At 65.9% G+C, this 19,035-nt stretch carries 14 protein-coding genes; 4 read left to right on the plus strand and 10 right to left on the minus strand.

The window, feature by feature from the left end; genetic code table 11:
• Positions 1-40 precede the first annotated feature (40 nt).
• Positions 41-1,648, plus strand: a complete 1,608-nt coding sequence (locus KPL81_RS02300; RefSeq protein ID WP_219790512.1) for a gamma-glutamyltransferase family protein — start codon at positions 41-43, stop codon at positions 1,646-1,648.
• A 77-nt stretch (positions 1,649-1,725) separates the two neighbouring features.
• Here the strand turns inward: KPL81_RS02300 and KPL81_RS02305 are convergent, their stop codons facing one another.
• The gene (locus KPL81_RS02305; RefSeq protein WP_219790513.1) at positions 1,726-2,928 is read right to left on the minus strand and encodes a cation:proton antiporter; all 1,203 of its coding nucleotides are present in this window, start codon (positions 2,926-2,928) and stop codon (positions 1,726-1,728) included.
• Between the two features lie 163 nt (positions 2,929-3,091).
• On the opposite strand from KPL81_RS02305, the gene KPL81_RS02310 reads away from it, so the two are divergent.
• Positions 3,092-4,342 (plus strand): NAD(P)/FAD-dependent oxidoreductase, encoded by a 1,251-nt coding sequence (locus KPL81_RS02310; protein ID WP_219790514.1) that lies wholly within the window; start codon positions 3,092-3,094, stop codon positions 4,340-4,342.
• 19 nt (positions 4,343-4,361) lie between these two features.
• Here KPL81_RS02310 and KPL81_RS02315 read toward each other — a convergent pair whose 3' ends face one another.
• The 8 genes from KPL81_RS02315 to KPL81_RS02350 form a co-directional block, all read right to left on the minus strand.
• Positions 4,362-5,081, minus strand: coding sequence for a glutamine amidotransferase-related protein (locus tag KPL81_RS02315; protein ID WP_219790515.1), 720 nt, complete (start codon positions 5,079-5,081; stop codon positions 4,362-4,364).
• 99 nt (positions 5,082-5,180) lie between these two features.
• Positions 5,181-6,362, minus strand: a complete 1,182-nt coding sequence (locus KPL81_RS02320; protein ID WP_219790516.1) for an iron-containing alcohol dehydrogenase — start codon at positions 6,360-6,362, stop codon at positions 5,181-5,183.
• 19 nt (positions 6,363-6,381) lie between these two features.
• Positions 6,382-7,767 carry an aldehyde dehydrogenase family protein gene (locus KPL81_RS02325; RefSeq protein WP_219790517.1) on the minus strand — a complete coding sequence of 462 codons (1,386 nt, stop codon included), beginning with the start codon at positions 7,765-7,767 and terminating at the stop codon, positions 6,382-6,384.
• A 164-nt stretch (positions 7,768-7,931) separates the two neighbouring features.
• Positions 7,932-9,311 (minus strand): glutamine synthetase family protein, encoded by a 1,380-nt coding sequence (locus KPL81_RS02330; protein ID WP_219790518.1) that lies wholly within the window; start codon positions 9,309-9,311, stop codon positions 7,932-7,934.
• Between the two features lie 113 nt (positions 9,312-9,424).
• A complete protein-coding gene (locus KPL81_RS02335; RefSeq protein ID WP_209473787.1) occupies positions 9,425-10,483 on the minus strand; it encodes a TRAP transporter substrate-binding protein in 1,059 nt (352 codons plus the stop codon).
• A gap of 79 nt (positions 10,484-10,562) precedes the next feature.
• Positions 10,563-11,885: a TRAP transporter large permease gene (locus KPL81_RS02340; RefSeq protein WP_219790519.1), complete on the minus strand. Its 1,323-nt coding sequence runs from the start codon at positions 11,883-11,885 to the stop codon at positions 10,563-10,565.
• Positions 11,882-12,409: a TRAP transporter small permease subunit gene (locus KPL81_RS02345; RefSeq protein WP_219790520.1), complete on the minus strand. Its 528-nt coding sequence runs from the start codon at positions 12,407-12,409 to the stop codon at positions 11,882-11,884. Before KPL81_RS02345 ends, KPL81_RS02340 begins: the two co-directional genes overlap by 4 nt.
• Before the next feature lie 180 nt (positions 12,410-12,589).
• Positions 12,590-13,573 carry a LysR family transcriptional regulator gene (locus tag KPL81_RS02350; protein WP_240549014.1) on the minus strand — a complete coding sequence of 328 codons (984 nt, stop codon included), beginning with the start codon at positions 13,571-13,573 and terminating at the stop codon, positions 12,590-12,592.
• Between the two features lie 69 nt (positions 13,574-13,642).
• Here KPL81_RS02350 and KPL81_RS02355 point away from each other — a divergent pair, with 69 nt between their 5' ends.
• The gene (locus KPL81_RS02355) at positions 13,643-14,443 is read left to right on the plus strand and encodes a TraX family protein (RefSeq protein WP_219790521.1); all 801 of its coding nucleotides are present in this window, start codon (positions 13,643-13,645) and stop codon (positions 14,441-14,443) included.
• Positions 14,444-14,449: 6 nt separating this feature from the next.
• Here the strand turns inward: KPL81_RS02355 and KPL81_RS02360 are convergent, their stop codons facing one another.
• Positions 14,450-16,789: a putative bifunctional diguanylate cyclase/phosphodiesterase gene (locus tag KPL81_RS02360; RefSeq protein WP_219790522.1), complete on the minus strand. Its 2,340-nt coding sequence runs from the start codon at positions 16,787-16,789 to the stop codon at positions 14,450-14,452.
• A 198-nt stretch (positions 16,790-16,987) separates the two neighbouring features.
• On the opposite strand from KPL81_RS02360, the gene KPL81_RS02365 reads away from it, so the two are divergent.
• Entirely contained in the window at positions 16,988-19,009 is a 2,022-nt protein-coding gene (locus KPL81_RS02365; protein WP_219790523.1) for a PhoX family protein, read from the plus strand.
• Positions 19,010-19,035 lie beyond the last annotated feature (26 nt).

Consider the following 19,035-nt stretch of genomic DNA (forward strand, 5'->3'; position numbering starts at 1 on the left):
CAGGCCCAGAGCCCGGCCAAGCATTCCAAGGAGCCTTTTCATGAAGTACGACGCCCACCATTATCCCAGTGCCTCACGCCGCATGGTCACGTTCGGTAGCCGCGGCATGGTCGCTACTTCACAAGCGCTCGGGTCACAGGTGGGCATGCAGATCTTGCAGCAGGGCGGCAATGCCGTGGACGCTGCCATTGCCGTCGCCGCGGCCCTCACCGTCGTGGAGCCGACCTCCAACGGTCTGGGCAGCGACGCCTTCGCCATCGTCTGGATCAACGGCAAGCTGCATGGGTTGAACGCCAGCGGACCGGCCCCCCGGGCAGCGACCATCGAAGCGATCAGGGCACAGGGGCATGAGAGGATACCCGATCATGGCCTGCTACCCGTCACCGTGCCCGGCGCACCGGCCGCCTGGGTCGCCCTTTCCGAGCGCTTCGGCAAGCTGTCCTTCGTCGACCTCTTGGCCCCAGCCATCGCCATCGCGGAAAGCGGCTTCCCCGTCTCGCCTGTCGTCAGCCAGCTGTGGGAGGAAGCTTTCGCAGACTACCGTCGCTACGACGATGACGTGTTCAAGCCCTGGTTCGCTACCTTCGCCCCCAAGGATCGCGCCCCTCGGCCTGGCGAACTCTGGACGGCACCCGATCACGCCAGCACGCTGCGCGCCATTGCCGAGAGCCATGGCCGGGCGTTCTACCAGGGCGAGCTGGCCGAGCGCATCGACGCCTTCATGCGGGAGCATGGCGGCCTGCTGCGCCGCGAAGACCTCGCTGCCTTCCAGCCCGAGTGGGTCGATCCGATCAGTACCCGCTATCGCGGCCACGACATCTGGGAATTGCCACCCAACGGCAGCGGGCTGATCGCCTTGCAGGCGCTAGGAATCCTCGAGCGCCTGGGCAAGGAGGGCCGCGACCCGGTGGAGACGCTGCATCGCCGCATCGAGGCCACCAAGCTCGCCTACATTGACGGCAAGCGTTACATCACCGAGCGTGACGCCATGCAGCCCAGCGTGGAGCAGCTACTTGCTGACGACTACCTGCTGGCGCGTGCCGGGCTGATTGGCGAGCAGGCGCTCGATCCCAGGCACGGCAATCCGATCAAGGGGGGCACGGTGTACCTCGCCACCGCCGATGGCGACGGCAACATGGTGTCGTTCATTCAGAGCAACTACATGGGCTTCGGCTCGGGTGTCGTCATACCGGGCACCGGCATCAGCCTGCAGAACCGCGGCTGCTCCTTTTCCCTCGACCCGGAGCACGCCAACGTCCTGGCACCGGGCAAGCGCACCTACCACACCATCATTCCCGGATTCATCACCCGCGACGACGAGGCAGTGGGGCCATTCGGCGTCATGGGCGGTTACATGCAGCCGCAGGGACATGTCCAGATGGTCACCGCCATGCTCGAAGATCGGCTGAATCCCCAAGCCGCGCTCGACCTGCCACGCTGGAAATGGACCGAGGGCAGGACAGTCGAAGTGGAACCGCACTTTCCTGACCATCTTGCCCAAGCCTTGGCACGACGCGGCCATCGGATCGTGAAAACGACGCATTCGACCGGTTTCGGCCGCGGGCAGATCATCCTTCGCGACAGCAGCTCCGGCGTGCTGTGTGGCGGCACCGAACCGCGCTCCGATAGTGCCGTTCTTCCCTGGTAATGCCAGGACATGCCGGTATCCCGAGAGCGGCCACCTGCTCGTATCCGTGGTGCGCCGCCCCATCGTCCAAGCCTGGATCAGCGCAGCACCCGCCGCACCATGAAAGGCCCGAGCACCTCGAACACCACGGTGGAAGCCACCACCGCGGAGAGCAACGTCGCCCCCTGCTCGGGGTAGCGCTCCACCACCAGAAGCGCCATGCCCATGGCAATTCCGGCCTGCGGCGTCAGCGCGAGACCGATGTCGCGCGGCAGCGCCACCTCTCGGGAGCGCACCAGGCCGCCACCGACAACGCCTCCCAGGTAACGCCCCAGCGCACGCAGGACGATATACGCCAGGGTGAGCCACACGGCACCGCCAAGGTAGCGCAGGTCGATGCTCGCCCCCGAGAGCACGAAGAAGAACACCAGGAAGGGCCATTCGATGTGCTCGATCTCGTTGAACGAGCGAGTATGATGGCGGGAGAGATTGGCCACCAGCGCACCGGCGAGCATGGCCGCCAGCAGCGCCGAGACCTCCAGCCACTCGGCCAGGCCCGAGAGCAGCAGAATCAGCGCCAACGCCTCGACCAGGGTCGGCTCGCCGGGGCGTAGTCGCCCTGTCAGCCAGGCGGCCGGAGCCCCTACCGCCGCGCCGAGGAGCACCGCCCCGCCCAGCTCCCACAGCGACAGTAACAGGGTTCCTCCCCCATCGCCCGACAGCTGCCAGCCCAGCAATGCCATGGCCAGGCCGAAGGTCAGGATGCCCCAGGCATCGTCGATGGCGACGATGCCCATCAGCAAGCGTGCAGGCAGGCCCGTATCGCGCTTCTCGTGGATGACCTCGCGCACCTCTGCCGGGTCGGTGGCGACCGATATCGCCGCCAGGCTGACGGCGATCAGCATCGAGTAACCCATCAGCAGAAGCCCAGCGCCGACCACCACGATGCTCACCACCAGCACCGCGAGCGACAAGACAAAGATCAGCCGGCCGGTGCTGCGCAATCGCTCCAGGGTCAGTTCACCGCCGAGCAGGAAGGCCACCATCACCAGGGCGACCTGGATCAGCGGCTCGCCGAGCCCCTCCAGGGGGCGCCCCCCTTCCTGCCCCAGCCCCACCTGCTGAACGACGGCGACGCCTACGCCGACCAGCACCAGCAGCGAGATCCGCGGCAGCCGGGTACGGCTGGCCACCGTATCGGCAAGGATGCTGAGGCTCAGGATGAGACCCAGCAGGATCAGGTTGGTCGTGGCAAGATCGAGGTGTCGGACGGCTTCGTGCCAGGCTTCGCTCAGGTTCATCTCCTAGGGTCTCCTTGTCACGCTAGGGGCTCCGCGCTGGGCCAAAGCGTATCCTTCCGCCCGCCGCAGCGCGATGCCGGGCTAGCTTGCCGCTCAACGCAACGGCGTAAGAGAATCGCTGAAGAATTACACGGCGAGACCACCAGCATCCAGGCGACAGAACATGAACCAGCCCACTCAGCACGCCGAAATCGTTATCCTCGGCGCCGGTATTGTCGGCCTCGCCTGCGCCTGGCACCTGCACCAGCAGGGTTACGAGATCACCGTGATGGACCCCGAGCTTCCGGGCACGGGGGCGTCGTCGGGGAACGCCGGCCTTCTGGCCAACTTCGCGATCGAACCCTTGGCGCATCCACAACTGTGGCGCGAGATGCCACACCTGCTGCTGTCGCCACACTCGCCCTTCCACCTGCGCTGGCGTCACCTGCCCGGGCTCTCCCCTTGGTTATGGCGCTTCCTTCGGGCCACCAACCGCCGACGGGCCGAGCATGCCACGCGGATACTGAGCGAGCTGTTGGCGCCTTCGGTGAATGACTGGGCGACCATCTTCGACGACCTGGAGGATAACGGTGCCCTTCTGCAGCGGCGCGGCAGTCTGTGCTTCTACCGCAGCGAGCAGGGCTGGCGGGCAGCCCAACGCGATGCTGCCGCACGCAAGCGCTTCGGTGTCCGGCAGGAGCATCTCGACGCACGTGCCCTGGCGGCTCTCGAACCCGCCCTCGAAGGCCTGGCCAGAGGCGGCATCCTGTTCCCTGAGGCCTGCCACGTCAGCGATCCGCTGACCCTGGCCCAACGTCTGGCCGAACGCCTGCAAAGCCGCGGCGTGCGTCTGGTACGCGCCAAGGCCAAGGGGCTCGCTTCTCACAGGGGTGGCGTCGGCATCGATACCGATCGAGGCTCCTGGCAGGCCGACAAGGTGGTGGTCGCCGCGGGTGCCTGGTCGCAACCGCTGGCCCAGGACGCCGGCGATCGCATCCCGCTGATCTCCGAGCGCGGCTATCACCTCGAATATCCCGCCGCCAAGGAGCTGGTCAGCCGCCCTTGCAGCCCCGGGGAGTACGCCTTCTATCTCACGCCGATGCAGGACCGCCTGCGCATCGCCGGCACCGTGGAGCTGGGCCACAACGACGACCCGATCAATCCCCGGCGACTCGACTACATTCGCCGTCACGCCGAGAGCCTGTTCGGCTCGCTCGGCGAACCCAGCCATACCTGGCTCGGCCTGCGCCCTTCGCTGCCCGACTCGCTGCCGGTGATCGGCCCCGCCTCCTCGCTACCCGGCGTCAGCTACGCCTTCGGCCACGGCCACCTGGGCCTGACCCTGGCGGCCACCACCGGCCGCCTGCTGGCGACCAGCATCAACGGCAAAGCCCCCGAATGGCTGACGGGCTGCGGAGCAGGCCGCTTTCGCTGAGCATAATGGGCGTTGGACTTCAACCGCGTGCCGTTATGGCGCGTTGCAGGAAATTCAGGATCCAGCGCGCCATCAGCGTGTCGTCGACCGTCGCGATGAGCGATGTCTCGCCTTCGCGCACGCGTTCGTCGCCGACCAGCTCGCGGCGCAGCGCCATCAGGTCGCGGGAGTAGGCCTTGGTGAATTCGGGGTGGCCCTGCACGCCGAGGAAGTGGTTGCCGATCTGCATCAGGTAGTGGGGGCAGAAGTCGCTGCCGCCGACGACCGTGGCCTCGGGCGGCAGCGCTTCTATCTGGTCCTGGTGGCTGACCAGCAAGTCGAGCCCCGGCTGCCAGGGCTCCATCCATTCCGCCCGCGCCGTGACACGGTTGAACGACATGCCCACGCCCCAGCCACGGTCGCTCTTGACCACTTCGCCGCCCAGCGCCTTGGCCATCAGTTGATGGCCGAAGCAGATGCCCACCAGCGGCTTGTCGGCCCGCCACAGCTTGCGCACGAAGTCGCACAGCTCATCGACCCAGGCCAGCCCGTCATTGACGCCATACTTCGAGCCGGTGGTCATCCAGGCATCGACGGCGTCGATGTCGTCGGGTATCTCGCCGTCCAGGCAACGCCACACCTGGAACTCCAGCGTCGGATCGACACGCTGGAACAGGGCCGCGAACATTTCCGGATAGTTGCCGTGGGCCTCGCGCAGTTCCGGCGCCACGTCATCGCACTGCAGTAGTCCGATGCGCATCGGTGAATCTCCTTTCAAGTGACCTTCCCTGGCTCCCGGCGTACCGAGCACGGCGTCGCCGGATTACTGCCCAGGACTCGCCTGACGGCATGACGCTGCCTACAGACGGCCCTCCACGGCGGCAACGAAGATGCCGCGATACTCGTCGGCGTCGAAGGCGACGGGATTGCTGCCCGACGAGGGGTCCGCCACCGCCATGCGCCCGACCTTGTCGGCCTGGCGCGTGTCGATACCCAGCTCGGCCAAAGTGTGCGGAATGCCGAGCCGTTCGCGCAGGCCCAGCACCCAGTCGATCACTGCCGCCGTGCCAGGCTGCTCCAGGTTGAGGTAGCGTCCCAGGCGCACCATCGGCTCGCCGATGGCCCGCTCGTTGGCGCGCAGCACGTAGGGCATCAGTACCGCATTCAGAGTTCCATGATGAGCGTCGTAGAGTGCTCCGAGCGGATGCGCCAAGGCATGCATGGCCCCCAGGCCGCGCTGGAAGGCAGTAGCCCCCATGCTCGACGCCACCAGCATGTTCATGCGCGCCTCGAGGTCGCTGCCGTCGCTATAGGCGCGCAACAGGTAGAGATCGATGCGGCGCATGCCCTCGACGGCGATGCCCTCGGCCATGGGATGATAGAGCGGTGAGCACCACGCCTCCATGCAGTGCGACAGCGCATCCATGCCGGTGGCGGCGGTGACCTTGGGCGGCAGTCCCACGGTGAGCTCGGGGTCAAGAATCACCGTGGCCGGTACCATGCCGGGGTGAAAGATGATGCGCTTGACGTGTTCCGCCTCGTCGGTAATCACTGAGGCGCGTCCCACTTCGGAGCCGGTGCCGGCGGTAGTGGGTACGGCAACGACAGGGGCAATGGCCTGGGCATCGGCGTTCTTCCAGTTGTCGCCGATATCCTCCAGTGACCACAGCGACAGTCCCTCGCGCTGGTTGGCCATCAGCGCCACCGCCTTGGCGGCATCGAGTCCCGAGCCGCCGCCGAAGGCGATCACGCCGTCGTGGCTGCCGCTGCGGAACGCGGCCATGCCGTCGAGCACGTTGCGCCCGGTGGGGTTGCCCTTGACCTGGCTGAACACGGCAATGCGCAGGCCGGCATCCCGGCACGCCTGTACGCAATCCTGCACCATCGGCAGCGCTGCCAGGCCGGGATCGGTGACCAGCAGCGGTGCGCCCATGCCCAGTGCCTTGCAGGCGTCGGGAAGGTCGCGAATCCGCCCCGCCCCGGTGAGGATGTTCGAGGGATAGTTCCAGCCCATGGTGTAGTGATTCATGTCGTGGCTCATGGCGGTCTCCTGGGCCAGCTCAGGCGTGTTTGAGGTGGAACGACTTGGGCCGTGTCAGCGTCTCGTAGCCGACGCGCGACAGCGAACAACCGCGCCCCGACTGCTTGACGCCGGTCCAGGCCAGCTCCGGGTCTAGGTAGTCGCAGCGATTGGTGAACACGGTGCCGGCTTCCAGTCGCCGGGCGATGGCCTCGCCCGCGGCGACATCGCGGGTGAACACGGCAGCCGTAAGGCCGAAGTCGCTGTCGTTCATCAGGCGTACGGCCTCGTCGTCGTCCGCCACCGGCATGATGCCGACCACCGGACCGAAGCTCTCCTCGTACATCACCCGCATCGAGTGGTCCACGCCAGTCAGCACCTGCGGTGCCAGGTAGGCGCTGCCCGGCCGCGAAAGCGGATACTCCCCGGGGTCGATCCATGCCTTGGCGCCGGCGCTGACCGCCTCCTCGACCTGGCCGCGTACGAAGTCCGCCGCCGCCGGGCGCACCAACGGCCCCAGGGTGGTATCGGGGTCGGTGGGGTTACCGAGCTTGAGCTGGCGCACCCAGGCCACTGCGCGCTCGACGAAGTCGTCGAAGATCGTTTTGTGCACATAGATCCGCTCGATGCCGCAACAGCTCTGGCCCGAATTGAAGAAGGCGCCGTCCATTACCCCGGGCACCGCCTCGTCGAGGTCCACGTCGGCGCGGATGTAGGCCGGGTCCTTGCCGCCCAGCTCCAGGCCCGTGGCGATGAAGCGCCCGGTGGCATTGCGCTCGACCATCGCTCCGCCCGCCACCGAGCCGGTGAAGGAGACGTGGGCGATGCGGGGGTCGCGAATCACTGATTCCGCGGCGTCATGGGAAAGGTGCAGGTGCTGGAACACGCCCTCCGGCAGCCCGGCTTCGTCGAAGGCCTGCTGGAAGCGTTCGGCACACAGCGGGGTCTGGGCGGAGTGCTTGAGGATCACTGCATTGCCGGCCATGATCGCCGGCACCACCGCATTCACCGCGGTCATGAACGGGAAATTCCACGGCGCGACGATAAACGACACGCCCAGCGGCTCGCGGGTAATGTAGCGGGTGAAGCCGGGCTTGTCGGCCAGGCGGATCGGCGCCAGGGCCTCCTCGGCCAGGGCGATCATGGTGCGCGCGCGATCCTCGAAGCCGCCGATCTCGCCAGCGGCCACGGCGATCGGCCGCCCCATCTGCCAGGTCAGTTCCTGTGCCAGTTCGTCGCGCCGGGCGACGAAAGCATCGACCATCCTCGAGCACAGCCGTGCACGCTCGGTCAGACTCGTCTCACGCCACTTGCGCTGCGCCGCTACCGCCTTGTCCAGCGTCGCCTCGACCCGGGCCGGGTCGGCCAGCTCCCGCTCGACGTAGACGGAGCCGTCGATCGGAGAAATCGTTTTCTGAATGGCCACTTGGCGTTCTCCTGCTAATTCATTGCCTCAAGTACAAGGTGAGCGCTGAGCGAGCGGTTCGCAGGCAAGGCGGAGCGAAAAGGAGCGAGCGGAGTTGACTGTAGTCAATGAGCATCGCGAGTTTTCGCACCAACACAGCCTGCGGATCGCGCAGCCAGTGCGGATCAAATAATCTCGAAGTAGCGATCGAGCTCCCAATCGGTAATGTGGCGTCGGAACTGGCGCTCCTCCCACTCTCGCGTAGCCGCGAAGTGCTCGACGAAGGCATCGCCAAACAGGCTGCGTGCCGCCTCGGAGGCCTTGAGCCGTTGGGCAGCCTCCCACAGCGTGCGCGACAGCGCCTGTTGCTCGGGGTGCGCCAGCTCGTAGGCATTGCCAGTCACCGCCTCATCCGGCTCGAGCTGGTGCTCGATGCCGTAGAGCCCCGAGCCGATCGCCGCGGCCAGTGCCAGGTAGGGGTTGGCATCGGCGCTGCCCAAACGGTACTCGACCCGCTGCGACTTGGCGCTGCCGGGTATCACGCGTAGTGCGGTGGTACGGTTCTCCACTCCCCAGGTCGCGTCCGTCGGCGCCCAGAAGCCGGGAATCAGGCGGGTGTAGCTGTTTACCGTGGGGGCGAACATAGCCAGGAACTCCGGCATCAGCTGCTGCTGGCCGGCAACGAAGTGGCGCTGGATGTCGCTCATTCCGTGGGGCTTGTCGGCATCGAAAAAGGCCGATTCGCCGCTGTCGGTGCGATTCAGCGAGAGGTGGATGTGGCCGCTCTGGCCGGGGTAGTCCGGCGACCACTTGGCCATGAAGGTGGCCATCAGCCCGCGGCGCTGCGCCCATACCTTGGTGAAGGTCTTGAACAGCGCGCCCTTGTCGCCGGAGGCCAGCGCCTCGTCGACGCGGATCGCTGCCTCCAGTACGCCGGGACCGGTCTCGGTGTGCAGCCCCTCGATGGGGAAATCCATCGCCTCGGCCATGCCCAGCAACTCGTGGTAGAGCTCGCCGTGGACAGAGCTCCGCAGCATCGAATAGCCCATCATGTCGGGCGTCAGCGGCTTGAGGTTGCGAAAGCCCTTCTCGCGCACCGATTCCGGGGTTTCCTGGAACAGGAAGAACTCGTACTCCAGCGCCCCGCAGGCAGTGAAGCCCATCGCCTCGGCCTTGGCCAGCACACGGCGCAGCAGTCCGCGCGGGCAGATCTCCCCGGCCGGGCCGGTGAACTCGGCCAGGAACAGCAGCATGTCGCCCTCGCAGGGCAGCTCGCGGCAGCTCTCAGGAATCACCCGCAGGGCGGCGTCCGGGTAGCCGGTATGCCAGCCGGTGTACTTCACGTTGTCGTAAAGCTCGTCCTTGCTGTCCCAGCCCAGCACCACGTCACAGAAGGCGAAGCCATCGCTCAACGCATGAAAGAACTTGTCGCGGCGCATGTACTTGCCGACCATCACGCCGTCGATGTCGAACATGCCGACCTTGACGTGGCTCAGGCCACGCTGTTCGACGATCCGCCGGGCATCGTCGGCACTCTTCACGTCTCTCGCCTGGAGTCGGCTCATCGCTGCTTCCTCGTCCACCCTTCGTTGTCTTTGTTCTTCAAAACCGTTCTTCGAAACCGTTCGATGAAAGCCGGCGGGAGCGCCGAACCGAGGCCGGCACTCCCGCCCCTCGTTCAACCGTAGCGGTAGGGAGGCCCGGCCTGCTGCATGGTCTGGCGGTAATCCTTGAGGATCTGAACCACTCGCGCATTGCGGTCGCTCTCCTGCGCGATCTCGTCCCAGAAGGACAACGCCTCGTCCTCCAGCCGCTGCCATTCCGACTCGGGAATCGAGGTCAGTTCCAGCTTGCCACCGGTGGTGCGGTAGTGCGCCTCGCCCCACCAGTACCAGTGCTGCCGATAATAGTGGGAGCTGTCCATGCACAGCTTGAACAGGGTCTTGAGGTGCTCGGGCAGCTCATTCCAGCGTTCGGTGTTGGCAAAGTAGGAGCCTGCCCAGGCGCCGGAGATGTTGTTGGTCAGATAGTAGTTGCTGACATCGGCCCAGCCCACGGTATAGGCCTCGGTGATGCCGGCCCAGGCGATGCCGTCGAGTTCGCGGGTCTGCATGGCGACCTCGATGTCCTCCCACGGCAGCGTCACCGGCACCACGCCGAATCGGCTGAGGAAGCGACCCGCGGTGGGGAAGGTGAAGACACGCTTGCCCTCGAGGTCGTCGAGACTCCGGATCGGGTCGCGGGTGACGAAGTTGCACGGATCCCAGGCACCCGAGCCCAGCCAGGTGACGCCTTCGACCTCACCGTAGGCCTCCTCCCAGATCTCCTTGAGGCCGTAGTGGTGGAACAGCGCCGGCACGTCGAGGCTGTAGCGCGAGGCGAACGGGAAGTAGCCGCCAAACACCGAGACGTCGACCGGGGCGTTGATCGAGTCGTCGTCGCTCTGCACGGCATCGATGGTGCCGCGCTGCATGGCACGGAACAGCTCGCCGGTGGGTACCAGCTGGTCGGAGTAGTAGAGCTCGATCTCCATCTCGCCATTGGCGGCCTTGTTGAAGGCATCGATGGAGGGCTTGATCACGTGCTCGGCCAGCGCCGGCCCCGCGTAGGTCTGCAGCCGCCAGCGGATCGGGCTGCGTGACTGGGCATGCACGTAGGGTGCCGAGAGCGTCGTGGCCCCGACGGTGGCGGCGGTGGCTAGCCCCGCCTTCTTGAGAAAATCGCGACGATTGGTCATGTCTCTTCTCCTGCTGTTTTGCTTGTTGTGGGAAGAAAGTCGGTCTTCGTTCGTCGTGCCGTGGTTCACCTCCTGGGAGTCAGTAGCCGCGATAGAGCTGCGGCAGCCACAGCGCCAGCTGCGGGAAGATCGTGATCAGCGCCAACCCGATCAGCATGATGCCGACGAAGGGCCAGACGCTGCGGTAGATATCGCCCAGCGAGATCTCCGGCGGCGCCATGGCGCGCATCAAAAACAGGTTGTAGCCGAACGGCGGGGTCATGTAGGCGATCTGCACGGTGATGGTGTAGAGCACGCCGTACCAGATCGGGTCGAAGCCGAGGCTGATAACCAGCGGCACGTAGAGCGGCGCCACGATCACCAGCATGGCGGTATCGTCGAGGAACATGCCGAGCAGGATGTAGGAGAGCTGCATCATCACCAGTATCTGCCACGGGCTCATGCCGATACGGTCGAGGAACACGTTCTCGATGGCGCGCACCGCGCCGAGGCCGTCGAACACCGCGCCAAAACACAGGGCGGCAAGGATGATCCACATGAACATGCAGCTGATGCCCAGCGTCTTGTGCACGGTGCTCTCGATCACCTTCCAGGTCAGTCGGCGCTTGATCAGTGCTGCCAGGGTGGCGGCCAGAGCCCCTACCGCCGAACTCTCCACCAGGCTGGTCACGCCCATCAGAAACAACCCGGTCATGAAGAAGAAGATCAGCAGCGGCAGGATGCCGGCGCGCAGCAGCTTGAGCTTCTCGGCCAGGCTCATGCGGCGTCCCTCGGCGGGCAGCGCCGGGCCAAGGTGGGGCTGCAGGCGGCAGCGAATGACGATGTAGATCACGAACAGCGCCGCCAGGATCAGCCCGGGGATAGCCCCCGCCAGCCATAGCTGGCTGACCGGCTGGCGCGCGATCATGCCATAGAGCACCAGCACCACGCTGGGCGGCACCAGGATACCCAGGGAGCTGCCGGCCTGGATCACGCCGGTGACCATGATCTTGTCGTAGCCGCGGCGCAGCAGTTCCGGTAGGGCGATGGTAGCGCCGATGGCCATGCCCGCCACGCTCAGCCCGTTCATCGCCGAGACCACCACCATCAGGCCGATGGTGCCCACCGCCAGGCCACCCTTGAGCGAGCCCATCCATACGTGGAACATCTCGTAGAGTTCGCTGGCGATGCCCGACTCGGAGAGCATGTAGCCCATGAAGATGAACAGCGGCAGGGTCAGCAGCGGGTACCAGTTCATCAACTGAATGGCGGCACTGAAGGGCATCTCCACCCCGCCCTGGCCCCACAGCAGCAGCGCCGAGGCGGCGCCGACGAAGCCGATCACGGCGAACACGCGCTGCCCGGTCAGCAGCAGCAGCATCATGGTGGAGAACATCAGCAGCGCGATCATCTCGTAGCTCACGGGCGCGCCTCCCCATCCAGTGCCATGCCGCGTGCTCGGGCCACGTCCTTGAAGAAGGTAGAGAGACTCTGCAGCAACATCAGGAAGATGCCGAAGGTCATGATGATCTTGATCGGCGCCAGCGGCGGCGCCCAGGAGGTATAGCTCGTCTCGCCGTAGCGCAGGGCGTACTCGGTGCTGGAGATACCGCCGGCGAGCAGCGCGCCGAGGAAGACGAACAGCAGCACGATGGTCAGCGCATCGACGATGGCCCGCGTGCGGTCTGACCAGCGCGAGTAGAACAGATCCATGCGCACATGGGCGCCCATCTGCATGGCGTAGGCGCCACCCAGCAGGTAGTAGGCGGCCATCATGAACTGCGAGACTTCGATGCTCCAGATGAGCGGGCTGTTGAAGGCGGTACGCGCTACTGACGAGAAGAGCAGCACACCGATCATCACGAAGATCATGAACATGACGATGCGACCCACCACGCGGTTGAACGCGTCCACCCAACGCACATAGAGCGTTATTATTCTTGGCATCTTTCAGCACCGATCGCTTGGGTTTCGCTCCAGTCTTCGCGGCGAATCCAGAAATGCGCAATCTGCATCGGTATCGCTGACGCCTGGGGTATCGATGAAATCGATAGTGCTCGCGAACGGTTCGCCTGTGCCTCCCGACGCACCGACACGGAGCGCGTAGACCGCACTTGGAAGGAGGAATCAGACCTGGGTGACGACCTCGGCGGAGAGCCAGGGCAGCGAGCGCTCCAGTTGGGTGCGGAAACGCTGCTCCAGCAGGCGACGGCTGTCGCGGGCCAGCAGGGCGGGCAGCTCGCCCAGCTCATCGCGCCGGGCTACCAGCGTCAGTTCCCGGTTCAGCGGCGCCAGCGGCAACGGCGCCACCGTGACACGGAGGTCATCGAGGCCGGCCTGATAGAGGCATAGCGGCGTGGTAATGGTCCATCCGGCACCGGCCCCGACCAGGCGCAGTACGGCGAAGGTGTTGTCGAGGTGAAGCCGAGCCGGCAGCTCGAGTCGATTCAAGCGCAGATGTCGCTCGATCGCCTGACCGATCAGCGACTGCGGCGTGTAGCGCACGAAGTCCAGGTGGCGCGCCAGCCAGCGCAGGTTATCGAGCGGACCGTTCCAGGAGAGCGGCACCACCAGTACGAAGGGCTCGCGCAGCAGGGCGTGGCGCTCCAGGCCATCGTAGTTTTCCAGCCGATCATCGGAAATGATGATATCGACATGACGCGTCAGCAGGGAGTGGCCATGCATGTGCGACAACCCCGTGGTCAGGGTATAGTCGCGGGTATGGCGCCGGATCAGTTCGATCAACGGCTGTCCCACCGCCGTGGCCAGCGAGTCGACCAGCGCCAGGCGCACCTGGTGGAGCTGACCGAAGCCGCCGCTGACCAGCTCGCGCCGGGTGTTGCGCGCATCGTCGAGCAGACGCCTGGCCCGATCGTAGAAAAAACGCCCTGCACTGGTCGGCTCCAGCGGTCGGGAATGCCGCTTGAACAGCGTCACTCCCATGCTCTCTTCCAGGTTGGCCAGGCTCTGCGACACCGAGGATTGCTTGAGTCCGAGTCGCCTGGCCGCCGCGCTCTGGCTGCCCTGCTCCAGGGTCTCGACGAATATCTCCATGCTGCGAAGATCGAAACCGAAGCCGCTGCGCATCTGTCTGCCCTCATCACGAGTCATCCGGACGCCGGAACTCCCACCCTGGCGCACCGGTCTGAAAGGCTGTCGTCACCATGACAGGGAGGTGTCATGACCGTACAGGCCGTCAATCCGGCGGTGCCCGAGCGCCCCGTTTCCACCTGGACCGGCTGGGGTCAGTGGCTGGCGCTCGCCACCATGACCATCGACCACCTGACCCGCTACGTCCTGCCCGCCGGCTGGGAGCTCGGCTGGGCGGGCTCGTCGCTGGGCCGCATCGCCTTCCCGCTGTTTGCCGCCATGGTCGCCTGGCATGGCCTGTTCAATACGCGCAACCCGCTGCGCTACGCCCGGCGCATCCTCGTCATCGGGCTGGTCGCCCTGCTGCCCTACATGCTGATGCCGCGGGCCTCTGACGCTTTCCTGCTCAACGTCTGCTTCACCCTGGCATTGGGCCTCGCCTGGGGCGCCTGGCTGCGCGATCTGCTCGCGCGCCAGCGCAGTGGCAGCCTGGGCAGCGTCTGGCTGGCGGCGGCGCTGGCCGCCTCGCTGGCGGTCTGGTACCTGCTCGGCGAGTGGGTCGAGTACGGCCATCGCGGCCTGCTGCTGGTTCCACTATTCATGCTCGCCCTGCATCACCTCCATACAGCCGGCGAGACACTAGCCGAGCGCCTGCAGGCCGTGGCCATGTCGGCGCCGCTGCTGATCGTGGCAGGGCTGATGAACAGCTCCGACATGGCCAAGTCGTTCACGGTCGCGACCTGCCTGGCGATACTATGGCTGGCCGCCGGCGCCCACCGCCTGACACCGGTCGTACCTGCCGCCATGCCTCGCCGGCTGTGGCTGGCATGGTACCCTGGCCATTTCGCCCTGATCGCCCTGTGGCTGTGGGCCAGCGGCGGTCTCGGCTGAGCGCTGTCAAACGGCATCCGACCCCACTCGCTCGGCCAATAGCCGCTCGAAGTCTTCGAGCGGCATCGGGCGATGAAAGAAGAACCCCTGAAACAGACGACAGCCTCGCATCAACAGGAAATCCCGCTGCGCCCTGTTCTCCACCCCCTCCGCCACGACATCGATGCCGAGGTGCTGGGCCATGGACAGGATCGTTTCGACGATGGCGGCATCGCTGCCGTCGGCATCGAGGTTGCTGACGAAGCTGCGATCGATCTTGAGCTCGTCCAGCGGCAGCGACTTGAGATAGGCAAGCGATGAAAATCCCGTGCCGAAATCGTCCAGGGCCAGGTGCACTCCCAGCCGCTTGAGCGCCCGCATACGCTCGACGGCATCCGCCACGCCGTCGATCATGATGCTCTCGGTCAGCTCCACGACCAGCCGTGCCGGGTCGATACCATGGGTACCAGTGACCCAGGTAAGCCCTTCGACGAAGCCGGGCTGGGTGAAATGGCGCACGCTGATATTGACCGACAGGCGAGGCAGGACGTCGACCGGCAGACGCGACAACAGTTCGCAGCAGCGATCCAGCATCCAGGTCTCGAGTTCGACGATCAGGTCGCTCTCCTCGGCAATGGCAATGAACACTTCGGGCGAGATCCAGCCATGTCGGGGATGGTGCCAGCGCATCAGCGCCTCCCCACCGATGACCCGTTCACGTTCGTCGAGCTGGGGTTGGAAGGCGATGCTGAGCTGCTCCTCGACCAGTGCCAGCCGCAGCGCCTGCTCCATCTCCAGGCGCCAACTCATCTGAGTCTGCATGGAGGGCTCGTAGCCGCAGATCTGCGCTCGTCCCTTCATCTTGGCCTGGTACATGGCGGTGTCGGCATGACGCAGCACGTCGCCCACATCCTCGTCGCCCAGCGGGAACAGCGTGTAGCCGATGCTAGGCGTCACGCTTATGTGCTGTCCGCCCAGGTCGTAGGCCCGACGCAGGGTCGAAAGCAGACGCTCGGCACGGTGCTCGGCCCGGCGCAGCTCGGCTTCGCGATCGGCGCTCAGAGCCGGCATCAATACCACGAACTCGTCGCCGCTGAGGCGCGCCGCCATGGCCTCCTTGTCGAGGCTCAGCAACAGGCGCTTGCTGACCTGACGCAGCAGCTCGTCGCCGACCGCGTGCCCCAGGGTGTCATTGATGATCTTGAAACGATCCAGGTCGAGGAACATCACCAGCCCGACGCGGCCATCGTCGCGCCGGTCGCGAATGGTCGACGCCAGGGTCTCGATCAGCAGGCGCCGATTGGGCAGCTCGGTGAGCGGGTCGAAGTAGGCCTGACGATGGATGGTCTCCTCGGCCAGCTTGCGCTCGGTGAAGTCCTCGAGGATCGCCACGCCTCCCACCACCTCGCCCGCCTCGTTGCGCAGCGCACTGTAGAAGGCGCGCAGCGGCGTCTGCTTGCCGCTGACCACGGTGCGATAGGTGCCTTCGAAATAGCCGGTGCCGCTCTCCAGAGCGTCGCGTATCGCTCCGGTCACGCGCTCGTCGTTGAGCTGCGTCAGCAGATTCATCCCCAGCAGGCGCTGACGGCTGGTACCGAGGATATCGAGGCACATCTCGTTGCAGTCGACCACTTGCCCCTCGCGATCGAAGTGCAGCACGCCCAATGGCGTATGGCGGAAAATCGCGCGGTAGCGCGCCTCGCTGACACGCAGCTGCCGCTCGCGCGAGGAGACGATGAGGCGCAGGGAGATGTTGTCGGAAATGGTGCGATGCAGCCGCCGGTTGATCGTCAGCACCAGCCCCAGAAAGAGCATGACCATGGCGGCTAGCAGCAAGGAGAGGGAAGTGCCCTGCAGCAACAGCTGACCGAGCAACGGCAGCATGGTCGGCAGTACGAACAGCGGTGCCATCCATACCACCGAAGAGAGCGTGGTGACGCCGCCCGCGGCGATTCCGGTCAAGACGATCGCCAGCGCCGCCAGCTGCCCATGGTGCTCCATGGTGAACATAGCCGCGCCGGCAACTCCCCATAGCGTCCCGGCAAGCCCGGCGCCCCAGGCAAAGCGGTACAGCCAACGCCGCCGAAGCCGCCGCTTCGCCGGCTGGCGCTGATAATGCCAGGCCAGCCACAGGCGACCGCCCGACACCACGATCAGCGCAGTCAGCCAGCCCACCAGATAGCTCGGCGGTATGACCGACCACATTGCCCCCACCAGCAGGCAAGCCGCCAACGTACTGGCCAGCACCGGCTGCCACAGACGCTCGTAGAGCAGGCGCACCTGCTCATGGGCCAGTTGACGGCGGTGAGAGACATCCGAAAGCGCTGCCACGTCGTGCTCGCGTTGTTCCTGCAGGGGGAGGGACATGCCGGGGTCCGAGTCGGTTATTGTTGTCGCCGCCCTATCATGACTCGATTCCGCCAGGTTTGGCGAGGCAGTCTCTCAACGCAATTCGGCTACGCTTTTCAGGCGTCACCAAACCGCCTCCATTCGTTCATGCCGATGCAACAATGCGCCACCAAGATCGGGGGTTCATTCGATCTCCCATCCCGCACGAGGCCACTCATGGACCAGTCGTACAAGCCCGGGTACGTCGACCCGATCCTCGCCGCCGGCGACGAACCGGCGAGCAATGCTTCACGCAACGCCTACTTCGGCGACATACTCGAGGCACGCATGAGTCGCCGCACGCTGCTGCGCGGTAGCCTGGCGGCGGCGGTCGCCGCCGCCATGACCACCAGCCTGCCCTTCGGCCGCGCCCTGGCCGCAGGTAATGGCACACCATCACCGAGCATCGGATTCCAGGCGATTCCGGTTGGTACCGGCGACAACGTGGTGGTACCGGAGGGTTACCGGGTACAGACCTTCATTCCGTGGGGCACGCCGATCAGCGGCAACATGCCGGCCGCCTCGCCTGAGGCCAGCGGCGATGACCAGGCCCACCAGGTGGGCAGCCACCACGACGGCATGCACTTCTTCCCGCTGGAAAGCAGTTCCCGCGATGGCCTGCTGGTGCTCAACCACGAATACGTCGAGCCTCGCTTTCTGCACGCCGCGGCCAGCGGCCTGGCGCTCGACTCAGAGGGCTTTCCACAGCGCGAGGACGGCTCCCGTGATGCCGACCAGGTGCGCAAGGAGCTCAACGCCCACGGCGTCTCGGTGGTCCGGGTGCGTCAGGGCGATGACGGCCAGTGGCAGGTGGTCGAGGACGACCACAATCGTCGCATTACCGGCCTGACCCCGATGCGCCTGGCGGGGCCCGTGGCCGGCACCGAACACGTGATGACGAAGTACAGCCCCGACGGCAGCATGACCCGCGGCACCCTCAACAACTGCGCCAACGGCGTTACGCCGTGGAACACTTACCTTGCCTCCGAGGAGAACTGGGCCGGCTACTTCGCCAACGAGGACGCCGAGATCGACCGCCGCCAGGCCCGCTACGGCATCACCACACGCGACGAGGGGCGCTATCAATGGCACAAGGCCCAGGGTGGCGCCGATGAATTCGTGCGTTTCGATGCCACCGCCCGCGGCGCCTCGCCCAGCGACGATTACCGTAACGAACCCCACGGCTTCGGCTATATGGTGGAGATCGATCCCTACGACCCCGCGAGCACACCGGTCAAGCGCACCCACCTCGGCCGCTTCGCCCACGAGGGCGTGGTCTTCGCCCCTGCCGTGGAAGGCCAGCCGGTGGTCTGCTACTCCGGCGACGATGCCCGCTTCGAATACATCTACAAGTTCGTCTCGGCCCGTCCCTACCAGGCGGCCAGTGCCGACGGCTCGCTGCTCGATGAAGGCACGCTCTACGTGGCCCGGTTCAACGACGATGGCAGCGGCGAATGGCTGGCGCTGGCCCCGGGCGAGAATGGCCTGACGCCGGAGAACGGCTTCGCCGACCTGGCCGACATCCTGGTCAATGCCCGCAGCGCCGCCGACCACGTCGGGGCGACCAAGATGGATCGCCCCGAATGGGGCGCGGTCGACCCCGCCACCGGTCAGGTCTACTTCACCCTGACCAACAACACTCGCCGCAGCGAGGAGCAAGTCGACGCCGCCAACCCCCGCGCCGAGAATCAGTTCGGCCATATCATTCGCTGGCAGGAGAATGGCAGCCACGCCGCCGAGCGCTTCGAGTGGGACATCTTCCTGCTGGCGGGCGACCAGGAGAGCGGTCGCGACCTGAGCGGCGAACCGCTCGATCAGGATGGCATTCTGGCCTCCCCCGACGGGCTATGGATCGATCCCGACCGCCGCGTGTGGATTCAGACCGACATCAGCGAGTCGGTGGTCAACCAGGGCGACCACGAAGTGTTCGGCAACAACCAGATGCTCGTCGCCAATCCCGAGAACGGCGAGCTCAAGCGCTTCCTCACCGGGCCCATCGGCCAGGAGATTACCGGCATCGCCATGACGCCCGACCAGCGCACACTGTTCGTCAACGTGCAGCACCCCGGCGCCACCACCTCGGCCGAGGCATTTGCCGCGGGCGAGCTGACCAGCCACTGGCCGGATGGCGGCAACGCCATTCCGCGCTCGGCCACGCTGGTGATCAGCCGCGAAGACGGCGGCATCATCGGCGCCTGAGAGTCGTCACCTGCCGAGCCAATCGC

Source organism: Billgrantia antri, assembly GCF_019430905.1.
Classification (GTDB): domain Bacteria; phylum Pseudomonadota; class Gammaproteobacteria; order Pseudomonadales; family Halomonadaceae; genus Halomonas; species Halomonas antri.

What these genes read in the sequence shown, in the direction of transcription:
- KPL81_RS02300 (WP_219790512.1), top strand. Translation starts at nt 41, where the DNA reads ATGAAGTACGACGCCCACCATTATCCCAGTGCCTCACGCCGCATGGTC.
- KPL81_RS02305 (WP_219790513.1), bottom strand. Translation starts at nt 2,928, where the DNA reads ATGAACCTGAGCGAAGCCTGGCACGAAGCCGTCCGACACCTCGATCTT.
- KPL81_RS02310 (WP_219790514.1), top strand. Translation starts at nt 3,092, where the DNA reads ATGAACCAGCCCACTCAGCACGCCGAAATCGTTATCCTCGGCGCCGGT.
- KPL81_RS02315 (WP_219790515.1), bottom strand. Translation starts at nt 5,081, where the DNA reads ATGCGCATCGGACTACTGCAGTGCGATGACGTGGCGCCGGAACTGCGC.
- KPL81_RS02320 (WP_219790516.1), bottom strand. Translation starts at nt 6,362, where the DNA reads ATGAGCCACGACATGAATCACTACACCATGGGCTGGAACTATCCCTCG.
- KPL81_RS02330 (WP_219790518.1), bottom strand. Translation starts at nt 9,311, where the DNA reads ATGAGCCGACTCCAGGCGAGAGACGTGAAGAGTGCCGACGATGCCCGG.
- KPL81_RS02335 (WP_209473787.1), bottom strand. Translation starts at nt 10,483, where the DNA reads ATGACCAATCGTCGCGATTTTCTCAAGAAGGCGGGGCTAGCCACCGCC.
- KPL81_RS02345 (WP_219790520.1), bottom strand. Translation starts at nt 12,409, where the DNA reads ATGCCAAGAATAATAACGCTCTATGTGCGTTGGGTGGACGCGTTCAAC.
- KPL81_RS02350 (WP_240549014.1), bottom strand. Translation starts at nt 13,573, where the DNA reads ATGACTCGTGATGAGGGCAGACAGATGCGCAGCGGCTTCGGTTTCGAT.
- KPL81_RS02355 (WP_219790521.1), top strand. Translation starts at nt 13,643, where the DNA reads ATGACCGTACAGGCCGTCAATCCGGCGGTGCCCGAGCGCCCCGTTTCC.
- KPL81_RS02360 (WP_219790522.1), bottom strand. Translation starts at nt 16,789, where the DNA reads ATGTCCCTCCCCCTGCAGGAACAACGCGAGCACGACGTGGCAGCGCTT.
- KPL81_RS02365 (WP_219790523.1), top strand. Translation starts at nt 16,988, where the DNA reads ATGGACCAGTCGTACAAGCCCGGGTACGTCGACCCGATCCTCGCCGCC.